This is a genomic window from Mesorhizobium sp. M1004, assembly GCF_040318795.1.
Taxonomy (GTDB): domain Bacteria; phylum Pseudomonadota; class Alphaproteobacteria; order Rhizobiales; family Rhizobiaceae; genus Mesorhizobium.
Genome location: NZ_JAMYNB010000008.1, coordinates 66378 through 81395 on the forward strand (window position 1 = coordinate 66378; position 15018 = coordinate 81395).

General features: G+C 62.7%; 20 protein-coding genes. 14 read left to right on the top strand and 6 right to left on the bottom strand.

What is annotated here, in order from left to right; all coding sequences use genetic code 11:
• Nucleotides 1-255, bottom strand: coding sequence for a DUF2171 domain-containing protein (locus NKH54_RS17795; protein ID WP_023690182.1), 255 nt, complete (start codon nt 253-255; stop codon nt 1-3).
• A gap of 137 nt (nt 256-392) precedes the next feature.
• Between NKH54_RS17795 and NKH54_RS17800 the strand changes: the two genes are divergently transcribed.
• The 4 genes from NKH54_RS17800 (at nt 393) to NKH54_RS17815 (ending at nt 3737) form a co-directional block, all read left to right on the top strand.
• Nucleotides 393-1118, top strand: coding sequence for a DUF2259 domain-containing protein (locus tag NKH54_RS17800; RefSeq protein WP_023690183.1), 726 nt, complete (start codon nt 393-395; stop codon nt 1116-1118).
• A 101-nt stretch (nt 1119-1219) separates the two neighbouring features.
• Complete coding sequence (locus NKH54_RS17805) at nt 1220-1639, top strand: hypothetical protein (protein WP_245261354.1); 420 nt, start codon at nt 1220-1222, stop codon at nt 1637-1639.
• A 59-nt stretch (nt 1640-1698) separates the two neighbouring features.
• Nucleotides 1699-3000 carry an adenylosuccinate lyase gene (gene purB / locus NKH54_RS17810; RefSeq protein WP_023690185.1) on the top strand — a complete coding sequence of 434 codons (1302 nt, stop codon included), beginning with the start codon at nt 1699-1701 and terminating at the stop codon, nt 2998-3000.
• 8 nt (nt 3001-3008) lie between these two features.
• On the top strand, nt 3009-3737 hold the full coding sequence (locus tag NKH54_RS17815; RefSeq protein ID WP_023690186.1) for a metallophosphoesterase family protein: 729 nt from the start codon (nt 3009-3011) through the stop codon (nt 3735-3737).
• A 15-nt stretch (nt 3738-3752) separates the two neighbouring features.
• On the opposite strand, the gene NKH54_RS17820 is transcribed toward NKH54_RS17815, so the two are convergent.
• Nucleotides 3753-4568: a VOC family protein gene (locus NKH54_RS17820; RefSeq protein ID WP_023669088.1), complete on the bottom strand. Its 816-nt coding sequence runs from the start codon at nt 4566-4568 to the stop codon at nt 3753-3755.
• Nucleotides 4569-4762: 194 nt separating this feature from the next.
• Between NKH54_RS17820 and NKH54_RS17825 the strand changes: the two genes are divergently transcribed.
• A complete protein-coding gene (locus NKH54_RS17825; protein WP_352624593.1) occupies nt 4763-5317 on the top strand; it encodes an RBBP9/YdeN family alpha/beta hydrolase in 555 nt (184 codons plus the stop codon).
• 19 nt (nt 5318-5336) lie between these two features.
• On the opposite strand, the gene NKH54_RS17830 is transcribed toward NKH54_RS17825, so the two are convergent.
• Together NKH54_RS17830 and NKH54_RS17835 are read right to left on the bottom strand one after the other, a co-directional pair.
• Nucleotides 5337-6110 carry an HpcH/HpaI aldolase family protein gene (locus NKH54_RS17830; RefSeq protein WP_023690189.1) on the bottom strand — a complete coding sequence of 258 codons (774 nt, stop codon included), beginning with the start codon at nt 6108-6110 and terminating at the stop codon, nt 5337-5339.
• A gap of 184 nt (nt 6111-6294) precedes the next feature.
• Nucleotides 6295-6615, bottom strand: a complete 321-nt coding sequence (locus NKH54_RS17835; protein WP_023669091.1) for a DUF1476 domain-containing protein — start codon at nt 6613-6615, stop codon at nt 6295-6297.
• A 276-nt stretch (nt 6616-6891) separates the two neighbouring features.
• On the opposite strand from NKH54_RS17835, the gene purC reads away from it, so the two are divergent.
• The 5 genes from purC (at nt 6892) to NKH54_RS17860 (ending at nt 9789) form a co-directional block, all read left to right on the top strand.
• The gene (purC, locus tag NKH54_RS17840; protein ID WP_013532127.1) at nt 6892-7686 is read left to right on the top strand and encodes a phosphoribosylaminoimidazolesuccinocarboxamide synthase; all 795 of its coding nucleotides are present in this window, start codon (nt 6892-6894) and stop codon (nt 7684-7686) included.
• An 88-nt stretch (nt 7687-7774) separates the two neighbouring features.
• Nucleotides 7775-8017, top strand: a complete 243-nt coding sequence (purS, locus tag NKH54_RS17845; protein ID WP_023669092.1) for a phosphoribosylformylglycinamidine synthase subunit PurS — start codon at nt 7775-7777, stop codon at nt 8015-8017.
• 1 nt (nt 8018) lies between these two features.
• Entirely contained in the window at nt 8019-8687 is a 669-nt protein-coding gene (gene purQ / locus NKH54_RS17850; RefSeq protein ID WP_023684888.1) for a phosphoribosylformylglycinamidine synthase subunit PurQ, read from the top strand.
• Between the two features lie 41 nt (nt 8688-8728).
• Nucleotides 8729-9139, top strand: a complete 411-nt coding sequence (locus NKH54_RS17855; RefSeq protein ID WP_353028634.1) for a hypothetical protein — start codon at nt 8729-8731, stop codon at nt 9137-9139.
• Between the two features lie 5 nt (nt 9140-9144).
• Complete coding sequence (locus tag NKH54_RS17860) at nt 9145-9789, top strand: Pr6Pr family membrane protein (protein WP_353028635.1); 645 nt, start codon at nt 9145-9147, stop codon at nt 9787-9789.
• A gap of 12 nt (nt 9790-9801) precedes the next feature.
• Here NKH54_RS17860 and NKH54_RS17865 read toward each other — a convergent pair whose 3' ends face one another.
• The gene (locus tag NKH54_RS17865) at nt 9802-10041 is read right to left on the bottom strand and encodes a DUF1127 domain-containing protein (protein WP_352536862.1); all 240 of its coding nucleotides are present in this window, start codon (nt 10039-10041) and stop codon (nt 9802-9804) included.
• 93 nt (nt 10042-10134) lie between these two features.
• Here NKH54_RS17865 and NKH54_RS17870 point away from each other — a divergent pair, with 93 nt between their 5' ends.
• A complete protein-coding gene (locus NKH54_RS17870) occupies nt 10135-11544 on the top strand; it encodes an aminotransferase-like domain-containing protein (RefSeq protein ID WP_353028636.1) in 1410 nt (469 codons plus the stop codon).
• 30 nt (nt 11545-11574) lie between these two features.
• Here NKH54_RS17870 and NKH54_RS17875 read toward each other — a convergent pair whose 3' ends face one another.
• Nucleotides 11575-11739 carry a hypothetical protein gene (locus tag NKH54_RS17875; protein ID WP_023669098.1) on the bottom strand — a complete coding sequence of 55 codons (165 nt, stop codon included), beginning with the start codon at nt 11737-11739 and terminating at the stop codon, nt 11575-11577.
• Nucleotides 11740-11927: 188 nt separating this feature from the next.
• Between NKH54_RS17875 and purL the strand changes: the two genes are divergently transcribed.
• The 3 genes from purL (at nt 11928) to NKH54_RS17890 (ending at nt 15013) form a co-directional block, all read left to right on the top strand.
• Nucleotides 11928-14159: a phosphoribosylformylglycinamidine synthase subunit PurL gene (gene purL, locus NKH54_RS17880; RefSeq protein WP_352842288.1), complete on the top strand. Its 2232-nt coding sequence runs from the start codon at nt 11928-11930 to the stop codon at nt 14157-14159.
• Nucleotides 14156-14680 carry a hypothetical protein gene (locus NKH54_RS17885; RefSeq protein ID WP_353028637.1) on the top strand — a complete coding sequence of 175 codons (525 nt, stop codon included), beginning with the start codon at nt 14156-14158 and terminating at the stop codon, nt 14678-14680. Before purL ends, NKH54_RS17885 begins: the two co-directional genes overlap by 4 nt.
• Before the next feature lie 99 nt (nt 14681-14779).
• On the top strand, nt 14780-15013 hold the full coding sequence (locus tag NKH54_RS17890; protein WP_010909092.1) for a BolA/IbaG family iron-sulfur metabolism protein: 234 nt from the start codon (nt 14780-14782) through the stop codon (nt 15011-15013).
• Nucleotides 15014-15018 lie beyond the last annotated feature (5 nt).

Genomic DNA, 15018 nt, shown 5'->3' on the forward strand with positions numbered 1-15018 from the left:
TCAGGTCGGGTCGGACTCCTCTTCCTCGAAGCTGACCGCGACATCCGAATTCGCCGACAGCCAGACTTTCTGGCCCTCGACCTCGGCAAGCAGGCTCAAGGGAATGTAGTGGTGATGCCCCTGATGGGTGCCCTCGCCGCTGTCGGCCTTGGTCAACTTGATCCGCTCGCCATCGACCCTGTCGACGGTGCCGATGTGAACGCCGTCGGCGCCGACCACTTCCATATGCTCGCGAATCTTGCTGGCCTCAGTCATGGGGTGTTCTCCTTTTGAAAACGATCGACGATAACAAACAGAGGCGAAATTGGATGCATCGCCTTTCGAATAGCACGATGTTTTGACTGTCTCGTGATAGGGAACGATCGAACCACGGCAGGCGGAGCGGAACCCCGATGCGAAATCTCGTCCTGATTGGCGTTTGCCTGCTGGTCCATCTCGCATCCGCCATGGCCGCCCGAGCGGGCGATGTCGCCGAGCTTGAAATCCTCGGCTTCAGCAAGGATGGCAGCGTCTTCACCTTCGAGGAATATGGTGTGGCAGACGGTTCGGGCTTTCCCTATGCCAATCGCTACTACATCAACACCGCCGACGACACGTTCCTGAAGGGCACGCCAATCCGGGTCCGGCTGGAGGATGAGACCGCCTCGCTCGAGACGGCCCGTCAGCAAGCCAGGCAAAAAGGCGAAGCAATCATTGCCCAGGCCGAGCTTACCGCCAACCGCGGCATCACCGCCGGCTTCAACCCGGTGACCGAATTGTCGGCCGACCCGTTCCGCATGGTGGTCAACCCACGGCCGATCTTTTCGCCGGTCGACCCGCCGCTGGAATTCCGGCTGGACGAGATCGGCATGAATGACACCGAAAGCTGCCAGAGCCAGGGCGAGGTCAACGGTTTTCGCCTGCTGCGGATCGAGGCCAGGGATGGCGGCCGGACCCATCTGCTGCATGAGGATAAATCGATCCCGAAAAGCCGTGGCTGCCCCAACGGCTACAGGATCGGCGCGGTGCAGACGTTCTCGATGGACAGCATCAGCGCCTATGCGGTGCTGATCGCGGTGCGCCAATACGGCTTCGAAGGGCCGGATTTTCGCTGGATCGCCGTGACCGGACGCCTGTGACATCGCTCGATCAATCCAGTTGGCGCAAGCGCGCCGGAAATCGCGTCAGCCGCGCCGTACCATCGACGGGCACGGCGCTTGTCGGCGCCTTGCTGTGGGCGATGGCCATGGGCGCCAGCGCGCTGACCGGTCTTTGGCTCGACAATTGGGAGACCCCGGAAAAGATCCGCTTCGTCGCCCTGCTGTTTGCGACCGGCGCGGCATTGGCCTTTCCCGTCGGGTTGTTCGCGGCGCGGCTGGTCTCGCTCGACCGGCATTGGGAGGTGGCGTTCGCCGCCGCCTTCGTCTGCCTGCTTGCCACGACGCTCGCCTTCACCGGCGGGTTGTTTGCGCTGCAATACCGCTCCTACTATGCCGAATGGCACGCGGAGGCCTTCACCGCCCGGTGGGCGTTCGAACTGGTCTTCACCTCGCTGACGGCGCTCTACCAATTCGTGGTGCTGGGTATCAGGCTCTATTTTCCGCTCGGATTCATCGCGCTTGCCGCCGCCAGCGTGTGGTTTGCGCGCCAGCAGCGTTGAGCATTCGGTCCGCCTCTGTTAGGACGCGCACTTAACCACGGACACATCAGGACTGACGGATGATCCCTCGCTATTCCCGGCCGGAAATGGTCGCCATCTGGTCGCCGGAAACCCGCTTCCGCATCTGGTTCGAGATCGAGGCCCATGCCTGCGATGCGCTGGCCGAGCTCGGCGTCATTCCCAGGGAAGCCGCCAAAACCATCTGGGAAAAAGGCGGCGCCGCCCAATTCGACGTCGGCAAGATCGACGAGATCGAGGCCGTGACCAAGCACGACGTCATCGCCTTCCTCACCCATCTGGCCGAATTCGTCGGGCCGGATGCGCGTTTCATCCACCAGGGCATGACCTCATCGGATGTTCTCGACACCTGCCTTGCGGTGCAGCTCAGCCGCGCCAGCGATATCCTGCTGGCCGACCTCGACGGCCTGCTCGCCGCGCTGAAACGCCGGGCCTTCGAGCACAAGGACACCATCACCATCGGCCGCAGCCACGGCATTCATGCCGAGCCGACCACGTTCGGCGTCAAGCTGGCGCAGGCCTATGCCGAGTTCTCACGCTGCCGCGAGCGGCTGGTGCACGCGCGGGAGGATATTGCCACCTGCGCCATATCGGGCGCGATCGGCACCTTCGCCAACATCGATCCCTATGTCGAAGAACATGTGGCGAAAAAGCTTGGGCTGAAGCCGGAGCCGGTGTCGACGCAGGTCATCCCTCGCGACCGCCATGCCATGTTCTTTGCCACGCTCGGCGTCATCGCCTCGTCGGTCGAGCGGCTGGCGACTGAGATCCGCCATCTGCAGCGCACCGAGGTGCTGGAAGCGGAAGAGTATTTTTCGCCGGGCCAGAAGGGCTCGTCGGCAATGCCGCACAAGCGCAACCCGGTGCTGACCGAAAACCTCACCGGCCTTGCCCGCATGGTGCGCTCCATGGCGCTGCCGGCGATGGAGAATGTGGCGCTCTGGCACGAGCGCGACATTTCGCATTCCTCGGTCGAGCGCATGGTCGGCCCGGACGCCACGATAACACTCGATTTCGCGCTGTCGCGGTTGACCGGCGTCATCGACAAATTGCTGGTCTATCCCGACAACATGCTGAAGAACATGAACAAGTTCCGTGGCCTTGTGCATTCGCAGCGCGTGCTTTTGGCGCTGACGCAAGCCGGCGTCAGCCGCGAGGACGCCTACCGCCTGGTGCAGCGCAACGCCATGAAGGTATGGGAACATGGCGCTGATTTCCTTGAGGAATTGTTGGCCGACAAGGAAGTCACCGCAGCGCTGCCCGAAGCCGAGATCCGCGAGAAATTCGACCTGGGCTATCACACCAAGCATGTCGACACGATCTTCAAGCGGGTTTTCGGATAGGATCTTCCATGCGGCTGGCTGTCCTTTCCGACATCCATGGGAACCTGCGCGCGCTTGAGGCGGTTCATGCGCAGATCAAAGACGCTTCTCCCGACATAATCGTCAATCTGGGCGATTGTCTCTCCGGGCCGCTATGGCCTGAAGAAACCGCGCAATATCTGATTGCACAGAATTGGCCGACCGTGCGCGGCAATCACGACCGTGTGCTGGTCGAGCCGCCTGCTTCCGGGTTGGAAGACGTCGATGCTTTCACCCACCAATGCCTGTCCCAGGCGTCATTGACCTGGCTCTCGGCATTGCCGGTCACCCTGTCGCCTGCCCAGGACATCCTGCTTTGCCATGGCAGCCCCAGTGACGACGACGTGTTCCTGCTCGAGGAAGACGGAGGCAGCCACTTCCACCCGTCCAATGAAAAGCAGATCAGGCACAAGCTGGGCAGCGCCGGCGCCGGGCTGACCTTGTGCGGCCATACACATACGCCGCGCGTTGTGCGCTTGTCGGACAACCGGACAATCCTCAATCCCGGCAGCGTCGGCGTCCAGACATTCCCCGGCCTGACCGTGACCGGCAGTCCGCATGCCCGCTACGCCCTCGCTACGCGCAAGGACGGACAATGGTCGTTCAGCCATCACGTGGTCAATTATGACTGGACCGAAGCATCCGGCCGCGCCACGGCGACCGGATTCGACAACTGGGCGCACGGGCTGCTGACGGGCTACGCCGCCGGCTCGGTGTAGGACCCGAACCGCCGCTCAGCCGGCGGCGCCCGGCACGGTGCGGATAACCGTGCCCCACGGATCTTCCCGCGTGGTTTCAGCGGTTGTCTTGTCCGAGCGCATCTCGACCCAGGCCAGCCCTGAGCGGGACGGATCGCGGCGCCCGGCGCCGGCGCTGTGCCACGAATTGCCACCGATATGATGGTGGTAGCCTCCCGACGACAGGAACACCGCCTGCCCTCCATACTTAGCGACCGTGTCGAAGCCAAATTCGTCGTGCCACCAGGCCTCGGCATCTTCCGGCCGGCCGACGCGCAGATGGACATGGCCGATAATGCTGTTTTGCGGCGCGCCCTGCCAGCCGGCGTCACCGGCCGGCACGCTGCCAACCACGGCGGCCAGGTTCAGCCGCTCGGTCGCCATGGCGATCTTGTCGCCGTTCCACTTCCACTCCTGCGGCAGACGGTCCCTATAGATTTCAATGCCGTTGCCTTCGGGGTCGGTCAGGTAGAGAGCCTCGCTGACCAGATGGTCGGAGGCGCCCTCGATGCGGATTTTGTTGGCGGCGGCATGGTTTATCCAACGGCCGAGATCGGCGCGGCTGGGCAGAAGGAAAGCGGTGTGGAAAAGGCCGGCGCTGCGCGGATCGTCGGGCTTGGCCGCTGCGTCAGGCTCGATCACCAGCAGCGGGCGCTCGGCAGCGCCCAGCGTGATGGCGCCATCGGCGCGGCTCAATTCCTGCAGGCCGACAACAGCCCGGTAGTAATCGGCAAGTCCTTCGGCGTCGCGCGCCTTCAGGCCCACGCGTGACACGCTGACGGGGGTCGTCGCGGCAAAAGGCAGTTCGCTCATAAAACTCTCCGTTCAGCGCGTTATCCCTAGGGCGCGCACCAGCCTATTCTGTTGTCCATCTCTCCCCGCCTCAAATCGTCGATCCCGATCGTTCACACAAGATGGAAAGAATCGAACAGGTTGTTCACGATTGTGATGCACCGCATGCGTCAGCGCGGGTTGCACGAGACACGGTCGCTCGCTATCTCAGCGCCATGAAAGTCAAAGACGCAGATATTCTGATCGTGCCGGGCTACACCAATTCCGGCCCCGAACACTGGCAGACACGCTGGCAATCGAAACTGTCGACGGCGCGTCGGGTCGAACAGGCGGAGTGGTCGAAGCCGGTGCGCGAGGACTGGACGACGAGCGTGGCGAACGCTGTCAACGAGGCCGAGCGGCCGGTGGTGATCGTTGCCCATTCGCTCGGTGTGGCGGCCGCGGTGCAGGCCATTCCGCAGTTCAGGAAGCCGGTCGCCGGCGCGTTTTTTGTCGCACCGCCCGACGTCGCCAACCCGGAGATAAGGCCGCGTCACCTGATGACCTTTGGCCCCTATGCGCGCAAACCGCTGCCCTTCCCGTCCATCGTCATCGCCAGCCGCAACGATCCGTTCTGCGCCTTCGAGGTTGCCGAGGGCATTGCCGCTGCCTGGGGTTCGCTGTTCATCGATGCCGGCGAAACCGGTCACCTCAATGAGGATGCCGGCTTCGGCCCGTGGCCGGAAGGGTCGATGACCTTCGCCAAGTTCCTGACCGACCTCAAGGCCTGACCGGGCAAGGCACCACGCCTCAGCCCTTGATCGAATCGTTCATGCTTTTGATGAGTGTCTTTGCGCCGAGCGAAATCAGCGCATGGTCCGAGCCCATCGCCAGCAGCCGGTAGCCCATCGCCACGACGCGGCCGGCAATCGCCGGCTCAACGACGTAGATTGCCGCATGCTTGCCCGCCTTGCGCGTCCGCTCGGCGATGGAGGTGACGGTTTCCATCATGCTTTCCAGCGTCGAATTGACGGTGGCGCCATTCGACCAGGCGATGGAGAAATCCGATGGGCCGAGGAAGATGCCGTCAATGCCCGGCGTGTCGAGGATGCCGTCCAGCGCATCGAGTGCGGCGCGCGTTTCGACCATGGCAAAGGCCATGGTGCGTTGATTGGTGTCGCGCAGCCATTCGGCGTGGTCGCCTTTGCCATGGCGCGGAAAAGCATAGGTCGGGCCCCAGGAGCGCTCGCCCATCGGCGGATATTTCATCGCAGCGGCAAAGAGTTTTGCATCGGCCACCGAATTCACCATCGGTGCAATCACCGCCTCGGCACCGAAATCGAGGGCGCGGCTGGCCATGTCGAAGCGGCCGACCGGAATGCGCACCAGCGCCGGCTTGTTGGCGGCCAGCACCGGCACCAGGCCGCGCAAGACCGAGTCTTCGTGGTGTCCGCCATGCTGCATATCGAGGGTGACGGCGTCAAAACCCTGCTTGGCGATGATTTCGACCGTCAAAGCGTCCGGAACGCCGGACCAGGCGGTGAACAGCGTTTCATCCGCCGCCAAGCGTGACTTCAGGGACATGGGTACTTTCCTCGTTGGGTAGAGCCTTGTAACAGGCCTACGCACAGTTTCAGCCGGAAAAGGCTGAAAAGGCAAAGAAAAACCGCCCGGCTGAGCCGAGCGGTCGATTGGTCCAGTCATTCCAGGTTTGTCGCAGGTTCTGTCACAAACGCAGAACGCTTTTGCGGAACCTGTTTCGGTCCGATCAGGTGTTCTTGATCTGCTCGATCGCCTGCGCCATCAGTTCGTCCATGGTGCGGCGGATCTGGTGATCCGACTGGTCGACGCCGGCGGCGTCGAAATCCTTGCGGATCTTGCGGAATACGTCGTGATCGCCGGCTTCCTCGATGTCGGAAACCACAACTTCCTTGGCATAGGCGTCGGCGTCAGTGCCGGACTTGCCCAGCTTTTCGGCTGCCCACAGGCCAAGCGCCTTGTTGCGGCGTGCCGAAGCCTTGAAGCGAAGTTCTTCGTCGAAGGCGAATTTGCGCTCAAAACCCTCTTCGCGGTCTTTCATGCTGCTCATGGCTTCCCTCCGATGAAATCGATTCGCGTTGGTGATGGATATGTGTGCTGCCGCAGCACAAACCAAAAGGGCGCGGGCCGGTCAATATGCTACATCGCTTGCTGCGCTGCGGCATTTCATTCCTGAAAGCGGTCGATGGAAAGGATTTGCCGATTGAGCAAACGCTGTGATTGGGATAGACCCGGCATTGAACCCCAACCCGTCGCCGCACCAATTTAGGCAGACGGACAGGAACTGGTCGCTTGCCGCCTGCCCGCAAATCCAGAGAAAAATCAGATGAAAAATCGCCGCCGCATTTATGAAGGCAAGGCCAAGATCCTCTATGAGGGACCGGAACCGGGCACACTTATCCAGTTCTTCAAGGATGATGCGACCGCATTCAACAAGAAGAAACATGAGGTCATCGACGGCAAGGGTGTGCTCAACAACCGCATTTCCGAGTACATCTTCAACCATCTGAACCGCATGGGCATTCCGACCCACTTCATCCGCCGGCTCAACATGCGCGAGCAGTTGATCAAGGAAGTCGAGATCATTCCGCTCGAAGTGGTGGTGCGCAATGTCGCCGCCGGCTCGCTGTCCAAGCGCCTCGGCATCGAGGAAGGCACCGTTCTGCCGCGCTCGATCATCGAATTCTATTATAAGGCCGATGCGCTCGACGATCCGATGGTGTCGGAAGAGCACATCACCGCTTTCGGCTGGGCAAGCCCGCAGGAGATCGACGACGTCATGGCGCTGGCCATCCGCGTCAACGACTTCCTCTCCGGCCTGTTCATGGGTGTCGGCATCCAACTCGTGGATTTCAAGATCGAATGCGGCCGCCTGTTCGAGGGCGACATGATGCGCATCGTCGTTGCCGACGAGATCTCGCCGGATTCGTGCCGGCTGTGGGACGTGGCAACGCAGGACAAGCTCGACAAGGACCGTTTCCGCCGCGATATGGGCGGCCTCGTCGAAGCCTATCAGGAAGTTGCCCGCCGCCTTGGCATCATGAACGAGAACGAGCCGCCGCGCCCGACCGGCCCGGTGCTCGTCGCCTCGACCGATGGCCTCAAAGGCAAGCCGCACTAAGTCTTCATTTCTTGACCCAATTCCGGACGGAAAACCGCTTCACACTTTTCCTGGAATTGCTAAGTCTTCGAACAGGAACCTGTCCAGCATGATCAAGGCCCGCATCACCGTCACCCTCAAGAACGGCGTGCTCGACCCGCAGGGAAAAGCCATAGAGCACGCTCTGTCCGGACTGGGGTTCGGCGGCGTCGGCCAGGTGCGGCAGGGCAAGGTCTTCGACCTCGAGCTCTCAGAGACCGACAAGGCCAAGGCTGAAGCCGATCTGAAAGCCATGTGCGACAAGCTGCTGGCGAATACGGTGATCGAGAATTACGCGGTGGAGATCGCTTGATATGAAATCAGCTGTCGTTCTTCTCCCCGGCCTCAACCGCGACCGCGACATGATTGCGGCGCTGACCAAGATTTCCGGGCAGGCGCCGGCGACCGTCTGGCAGACCGACACCGAAATCCCCGATGTCGACCTGATCGCCATTCCCGGCGGCTTCTCCTTCGGCGATTATCTGCGCTGCGGCGCGATTGCCGCGCGGATGCCGGTGATGCGGGCAGTCGCTGAAAAGGCCGCCAAGGGCGTCATGGTCATTGGCGTCTGCAACGGGTTCCAGATTCTGGTCGAGGCCGGCCTGCTGCCCGGCGCGCTGATGCGCAATGCTTCGCTGAAATTCGTTTGCCGTGAGGTGAAGCTGCAGATCGCCAACGCCAACACCATGTTCACCCGCCGCTATCAGCCGGGCCAAATCATCCGCACGCCGGTTGCGCATCATGACGGCAATTATTTCGCCGATGCCGACACGCTTGCGCGCCTCGAGGGCGAAGGACAGGTTGTGTTCCGCTATGCCGAAGGCACCAATCCCAATGGCTCGATCAACGACATTGCCGGCATCATCAGCGAGAAGGGCAATGTGCTCGGCCTGATGCCGCATCCGGAAAACCTGATCGAGGCCGCGCATGGCGGCAGTGACGGCCGGGCGCTGTTCGAAGGCGCACTCGGCATCGCCGCCTGATATCTCTTCGAATTCCTTTCAAAACGCGGGGGCGGTTGACCATGAGACTGACGATTGTTCGCCTAGGTCCCCTGGCTGCTGCCGGCTTGGCGTTGGCGTCCTGCCAGTCCAGCTCGAAGAGCGCGCCGGTCCCCACGGGCAAGAGCGCTTCGCTGCTGGCCATGGAACAGGTAGCGATATCGGCCCACAAATGCTGGATCGCCAGCAACGATCCCGCCTTCAAATCCTATCAGATGGCCAATGAGCTGAATTCGTTCAGCGGCACGCCCCGCTTCCTGCTGGTGCCGGCCAAGCATTATGGCGGCAAGCCGCTGCTGGTCGTCCAGGCGCAAGGCAATTCCAGCCGCGTCGACGTGTTCGGTCCGCTGATGGACGATCCGCTCGGCGCGCGCATCGGATCCGACATTGCGCGCTGGCAAACGGGCAATCCGTCGTGTAACGCGGCCGCCTGACGCCAGTGGGCCGCTTCCTGCAGATTGCGGGATTGATCATCGGTCTGGCCGGGCTTGTCCTGCAAGCGTGCATCACCATCCCGACATCGATGGAAGCCGGCCGCAGTTTTCTCGGCTCCATCGTCTTTCTGTTCAGCTTCTTCACCATCCTGACCAACATCGGTGCAGTGCTGGTCCATGTCTCGCTGCTGTCGCCTTCGGGCTACGCCTGGCTGCCCGCCTTTGCCGGACCGCGGATGCGGGCCGGCGTCGCCGTGTCCATCGCGCTTGTCTTCATCGTCTATGCGACGGTTCTGGCGCAGCTCTGGCAGCCGCAGGGGCTGTTCCTGCTCTGCGACGTGCTGCTGCACTATGTGACGCCGGTTCTGTTCGTGCTGTGGTGGCTGATAGCAGGTGCCGACGGCAGAGCGAGATGGAGCGACATTTCCTGGTGGATGGCCTATCCGATCGCCTATCTGGCCTATGCGCTTGTACGCGCACCAATCGCAGGCGAAGTGCCCTACCCGTTCCTCGACGTTGCGAAAAACGGCACGACCAACGTCGCGCTTGCGGCGCTGGCCGTCACCGGGGTTTTCCTGGTGCTGTGCATCCTCGCTGTGCTTGCCGACAAGGGCGTCTCACGCATAAGAACATCCGGCACACGCCGCTGACCAGACTACAAGTTAGTCCCAGAATCGCCTGATGCCTTCGCGGTGAGCGTCGTCACGCGACACACCGATGTCCCTGAGCTGCTCGTCGGTCATTTCGAGCAAAGCCAGGCGGCCGCGACGGCGCTCGATCAGCACGTCGATCCATCGCGCCAGCGATCTGACCACGTGCACGATCCGGCCGACAAAGCCTCGCCGGCTGGCCGGCCCGACCAATTCAATGCCCGCGCAGCGGATTGTCTCGATTGTATCCATTGTCTTTCTGCCAACCTTGCAAATTGTACCCATCTTGGTACGGTTCTGATATGCATTGACACCCGATCTGGTGCAATATACAGAATTGTCACCATGACAAATTGGCTCCCTGACCTCACCATCGGTTCCGGTCCGCTTTACCAGCGCCTTGCCGACAGCATCGAGTCGGACATCGACAAGGGCGTCATCGATGCCGGGGCAAAATTGCCGCCGCAGCGCGATCTCGCCTATGATATCGGCACGACGGTCGGCACGATCGGCCGAGCCTATCAGCTGCTGCGCGAGCGCGGCCTGGTGAGCGGCGAAGTCGGTCGCGGGACCTATGTGCTGGCGCAGCAATCGGAAGCGTCACCCGAATTCGCCGAGCCTGCCGTGCAAGGCACGCGCTATGTCGATGCGCCGCCCGGCAAGCTGCGCTTCGACAGCACTGCCGCGCCCGACATCGGCCAGGGCGCCATTGTCGCTGACATGCTCTCGCGCACGGTGCAGGATCACCCGCACGAGATTTCGAGCTACACCAGGGATTTTCCGGAGCGCTGGTTCGAGGCTGGCGCCCGCTGGCTGTCGCGCAATTCGTTCCGTCCGGCGGCCGACACCATCGTTCCCACGCTTGGCACCCATGCCGCGGTGATGGCGGCGATTGCGGCACTGACCACACCGGGCGACTATGTCGCCTTTGAGCACCTCACCTATTCGCAGATCGCCCGCAGCGCCGGGCTGATCGGGCGGCGCATTGCACTTGTCGCATCGGACGAGGAAGGTCTCGATCCCGAGGATTTCGAACGCGTCTGCGCGCAAAAGCATCCGAAGATGATTTTCCTGATGCCGACGGTGCAGAACCCGACGCTGGCGGTCCTGTCGGTTTCGCGCCGCGAGGCGATCGCCCGCGTCGCGCGCGCGTACAATGTCATCGTCATCGAGGACGATCTCTATGGCGGCCTGACCGAAGATCCGACGCCGCTCATTGCCGAATATGCGCCCGAGCGCACCATTGTCGCCGGCGGTCTGTCGAAATCGGTCGCGGCAGGTGTTCGCGGCGGCTGGCTCTCCTGCCCGCCCGCCTATCGCCATCGCATCCGCGTCGCCCACAAGATGATGACCGGCGGGATGCCGTTCCTGCTAGCGGAGGTGAATGCGCGGCTGGTGCTGTCTGGGCAGGCTGGCGATATCCGCAAACGCAGCATTGCCGAAATTGCCGCCCGCATCGCCATCGTGCGCGAGACACTGGCGGGTTTCGCCTTCAAGTCACACGGCAGCGTGCCCTTCGTCTGGCTGACGCTGCCCGATCCCTGGCTGTCCGGCACGTTCAGGAGCGCATGCCTCGAAAATGGCGTGCTCCTCGACGACGAGGACGAGTTCAAGGCGGGGCGTTCCGAGCAGGTATTCCACGGCGTGCGTTTCGGCGTCTCGCAGCCAAGGCGGCGCGAGGACATCACCGGCGGCGTCGCGGTGATCCGGCGGCTGCTGGAGGAAGGCCGCGCCGGCTACGACAGTTCGTCCTGACTCGGTCCTCCTGTATCCCGATCTTCAGGTTCAGCCCTCTGCCTTGAAGTTTTTGGCTTCCTTCGCGCCCTTGTCCTTGCCGTGCTTCTCGGCCAGGTCCTTGGCCTGCTTGGGCGAAACGTCGGTGGTCTCGGCAATATGCATGGCCTCCTTGTCGGAGAGGCGATTGTCTTTCTTGCCTTGCTTGGTGGCCATGTTGAAATCTCCTGATTGGTTTGAGGCCTAACGGCCGGGATGCCATAGCGTTCCCCAGCGGCTCACCGCTACCATCGTCGCCCTGTGGTTTTCCGGCGTTTTTCGTCATCCAATGGGGTGTATCACGCCAAAGCTTGCGATATGAGGGGACTCAAATTCCCCTCTCCCATGGACATCAATCGCCGCCCATGACCATTTCCAATTCCGTGCCGATCACCCCGGAACTCATCGCCGCGCATGGGCTGAAGCCCGACGAATATCAGCGCATCCTCGACCTGGTCGGGCGCGAACCGAGCTTTACCGAACTCGGCATCTTCTCGGCGATGTGGAATGAGCACTGCTCCTACAAATCCTCGAAGAAATGGCTGCGCACGCTGCCGACCACCGGGCCTCAGGTCATCCAGGGTCCGGGCGAGAATGCCGGCGTGGTCGATATCGGCGATGGCGACTGCGTCGTCTTCAAGATGGAGAGCCACAACCATCCCTCCTACATTGAGCCCTACCAGGGTGCGGCGACCGGCGTCGGCGGCATATTGCGCGATGTCTTCACCATGGGCGCGCGGCCGATTGCGGCGATGAATGCGCTGCGCTTTGGCGCACCCGACCATCCCAAGACCAGGCACCTGGTCAGCGGCGTGGTTTCCGGCGTCGGCGGCTACGGCAATGCGTTCGGCGTGCCGACGGTCGGCGGCGAGGTCAATTTCGACGCCCGCTACAACGGCAATATCCTGGTCAACGCCTTTGCCGCCGGCCTCGCCAAGACCGATGCGATCTTCCTGTCGGAAGCCAAGGGCGTCGGCCTGCCGGTCGTCTATCTCGGCGCCAAGACCGGCCGCGACGGCGTCGGCGGCGCCACCATGGCCTCGGCGGAGTTCGACGACAAGATCGACGAGAAGCGCCCGACCGTGCAGGTCGGCGATCCCTTCACCGAAAAATGCCTGCTCGAAGCCTGCCTTGAGCTGATGGCGTCCGGCGCCGTCATCGCCATCCAGGACATGGGTGCGGCCGGCCTCACCTGTTCGGCGGTCGAGATGGGCGCCAAGGGCGACCTCGGCATCGAGCTTCACCTCGACCATGTGCCGGTGCGCGAAGAGCGCATGAGCGCCTATGAGATGATGCTGTCGGAAAGCCAGGAGCGCATGCTGATGGTGCTGCGCCCGGAGAAGGAAAAGGAAGCCGAGGCGATCTTCCACAAATGGGGCCTCGACTTCGCCATAGTCGGCAAGACCACCGACGATCTGCGCTTCCGCGTCATTCACCAGGGCGACGAGGTCGCCAACCTGCCGATCAAGGACCTTGGCGACAAGGCGCCGGAATATGACCGCCCCTGGGTCGAGCCGAAGAAACCTGCGGCGCTTGCCGCCGGCGATGCGCCGAAGGCCGATGTCGCCGACGCGCTGCTGAAACTGCTCGGCGGGCCGGACCTGTCGTCGCGGCGATGGGTATGGGAGCAATACGACACGCTGATCCAGGGCAATTCGCTGCAGCTTCCGGGCGGCGACGCCGGCGTGGTGCGCGTCGAAGGCCATCCGACCAAGGCGCTCGCCTTCTCCTCCGACGTGACGCCGCGCTATTGCGAGGCCGACCCGTATGAAGGCGGCAAGCAGGCGGTGGCCGAATGCTGGCGCAACCTTACCGCCACCGGCGCGCTGCCGCTGGCGGCGACGGACAACCTCAATTTCGGCAATCCGGAACGGCCCGAGATCATGGGCCAACTGGTCGGCGCGGTGAAAGGCATTGGCGATGCCTGCCGCGCGCTCGGCTTCCCGATCGTGTCGGGCAATGTCTCGCTCTACAATGAAACCAACGGCCAGGGCATCCTGCCGACGCCGACCATCGGCGGCGTCGGGCTGATCGCCGACTGGTCGAAGATGACCCGTATCGGCTTCGCCGCCGAGGGCCAGATGATCCTGCTGGTCGGCGCACCCGCAAGCTGGGGCAGCCATCTCGGCCAGTCCGCCTATTTCAGGGACATCCATGGCCGTACCGACGGGCCGCCGCCATCCGTCGACCTCGCGCACGAAAAGCGCGTCGGCGACCATGTCCGCGCGCTGATCGCGTCGGGCGTCGTGACCGCGGCCCATGACCTTTCCGATGGCGGCTTGGCGATAGCCCTGGCCGAAATGGCGATGGCGTCCGGCATCGGCGCCACAATTCCGGGGCTCGCCGGCACCGACCCGATCCCGGTCTGGTTCGGCGAAGACCAGGGCCGCTACCTGCTGACGCTGTCCGTCGATCCGCAGAGCAAGGAATGGGACGCCATCCGCGAGGAACAGAGCAAGCTCGGCATCTTTGCGCCATGGATCGGCTCGACCGGTGGAAACGAACTGAAGCTCGGCGATGCCAGGGCGATCCCGGTCAGCGAATTGACCGCCGCCCACGAAGGCTGGTTCCCGAACTTCATGGACAAGTCCAGTTGACCAGCCTGGCAGCCCGGACGCTGATCGCAGTCGTCTTCTGGCCGTCGCTGTTCTTCTTCTGGTTCCTCGGGCCGTTCGTCTTTTTCCTGCTGTCGACGACCTCGAGCGAGGTCTGTCCGCTGCTGGAAAGGCGTGACCAGTTCCTTGAGGCGGCCAATGGCACACTGCCGATGCTGGCCTTTCAAAGCCTGATCTATGCGATCCCCATCCTCTGCCTGGTGCTGTGGAGCCGCCTTTTGCCGAACCCGGCGCGCGCAAGGCATGTCGCCACCTGCATCAAGCTCTTTGCCGTTGCGGTCATTACCGGCGCGCTGTGGGAATACGGCTCATCGCTGATCTGCGACGGCTATGGCCAACCATTCTTTTCGCCCTTGTGGCAGATGACCAGCTATCTCCCGATCATCAACCTGGCGCTCAACATCCCGCTCTATGTCCTGGTGTTCAGCCTTGGCCGGGGGTTCTCGACCCGCGACGACATTACCGAAGATGGTGTGGTTCACCCGCGGCAGGATGGCCCTTAGACACTGCGTCGCCGACAGAACGGCTTCAACCCGGACCAGAAAGGCTTTAGGCTGCCGTCCGAGTCACTCGTGCCTAGCCGCCCAGAACAGGATTTTGCCATGGCAATGGATGCCCACGACATCGAAAAACTGATCAAGGACGGCATTCCGGACGCCAAGGTGACGATCCGCGACCTCGCCGGTGACGGCGATCACTATGCAGCCGAAGTGGTGGCCGAGAGCTTCCGCGGAAAGAGCCGCGTCCAGCAGCACCAGATGGTCTATGATGCGCTGAAGGGCAATATGGGCGGCGTGCTGCACGCGCTGGCCCTGCAGACCAGCGTGCCGGACTGATGCCA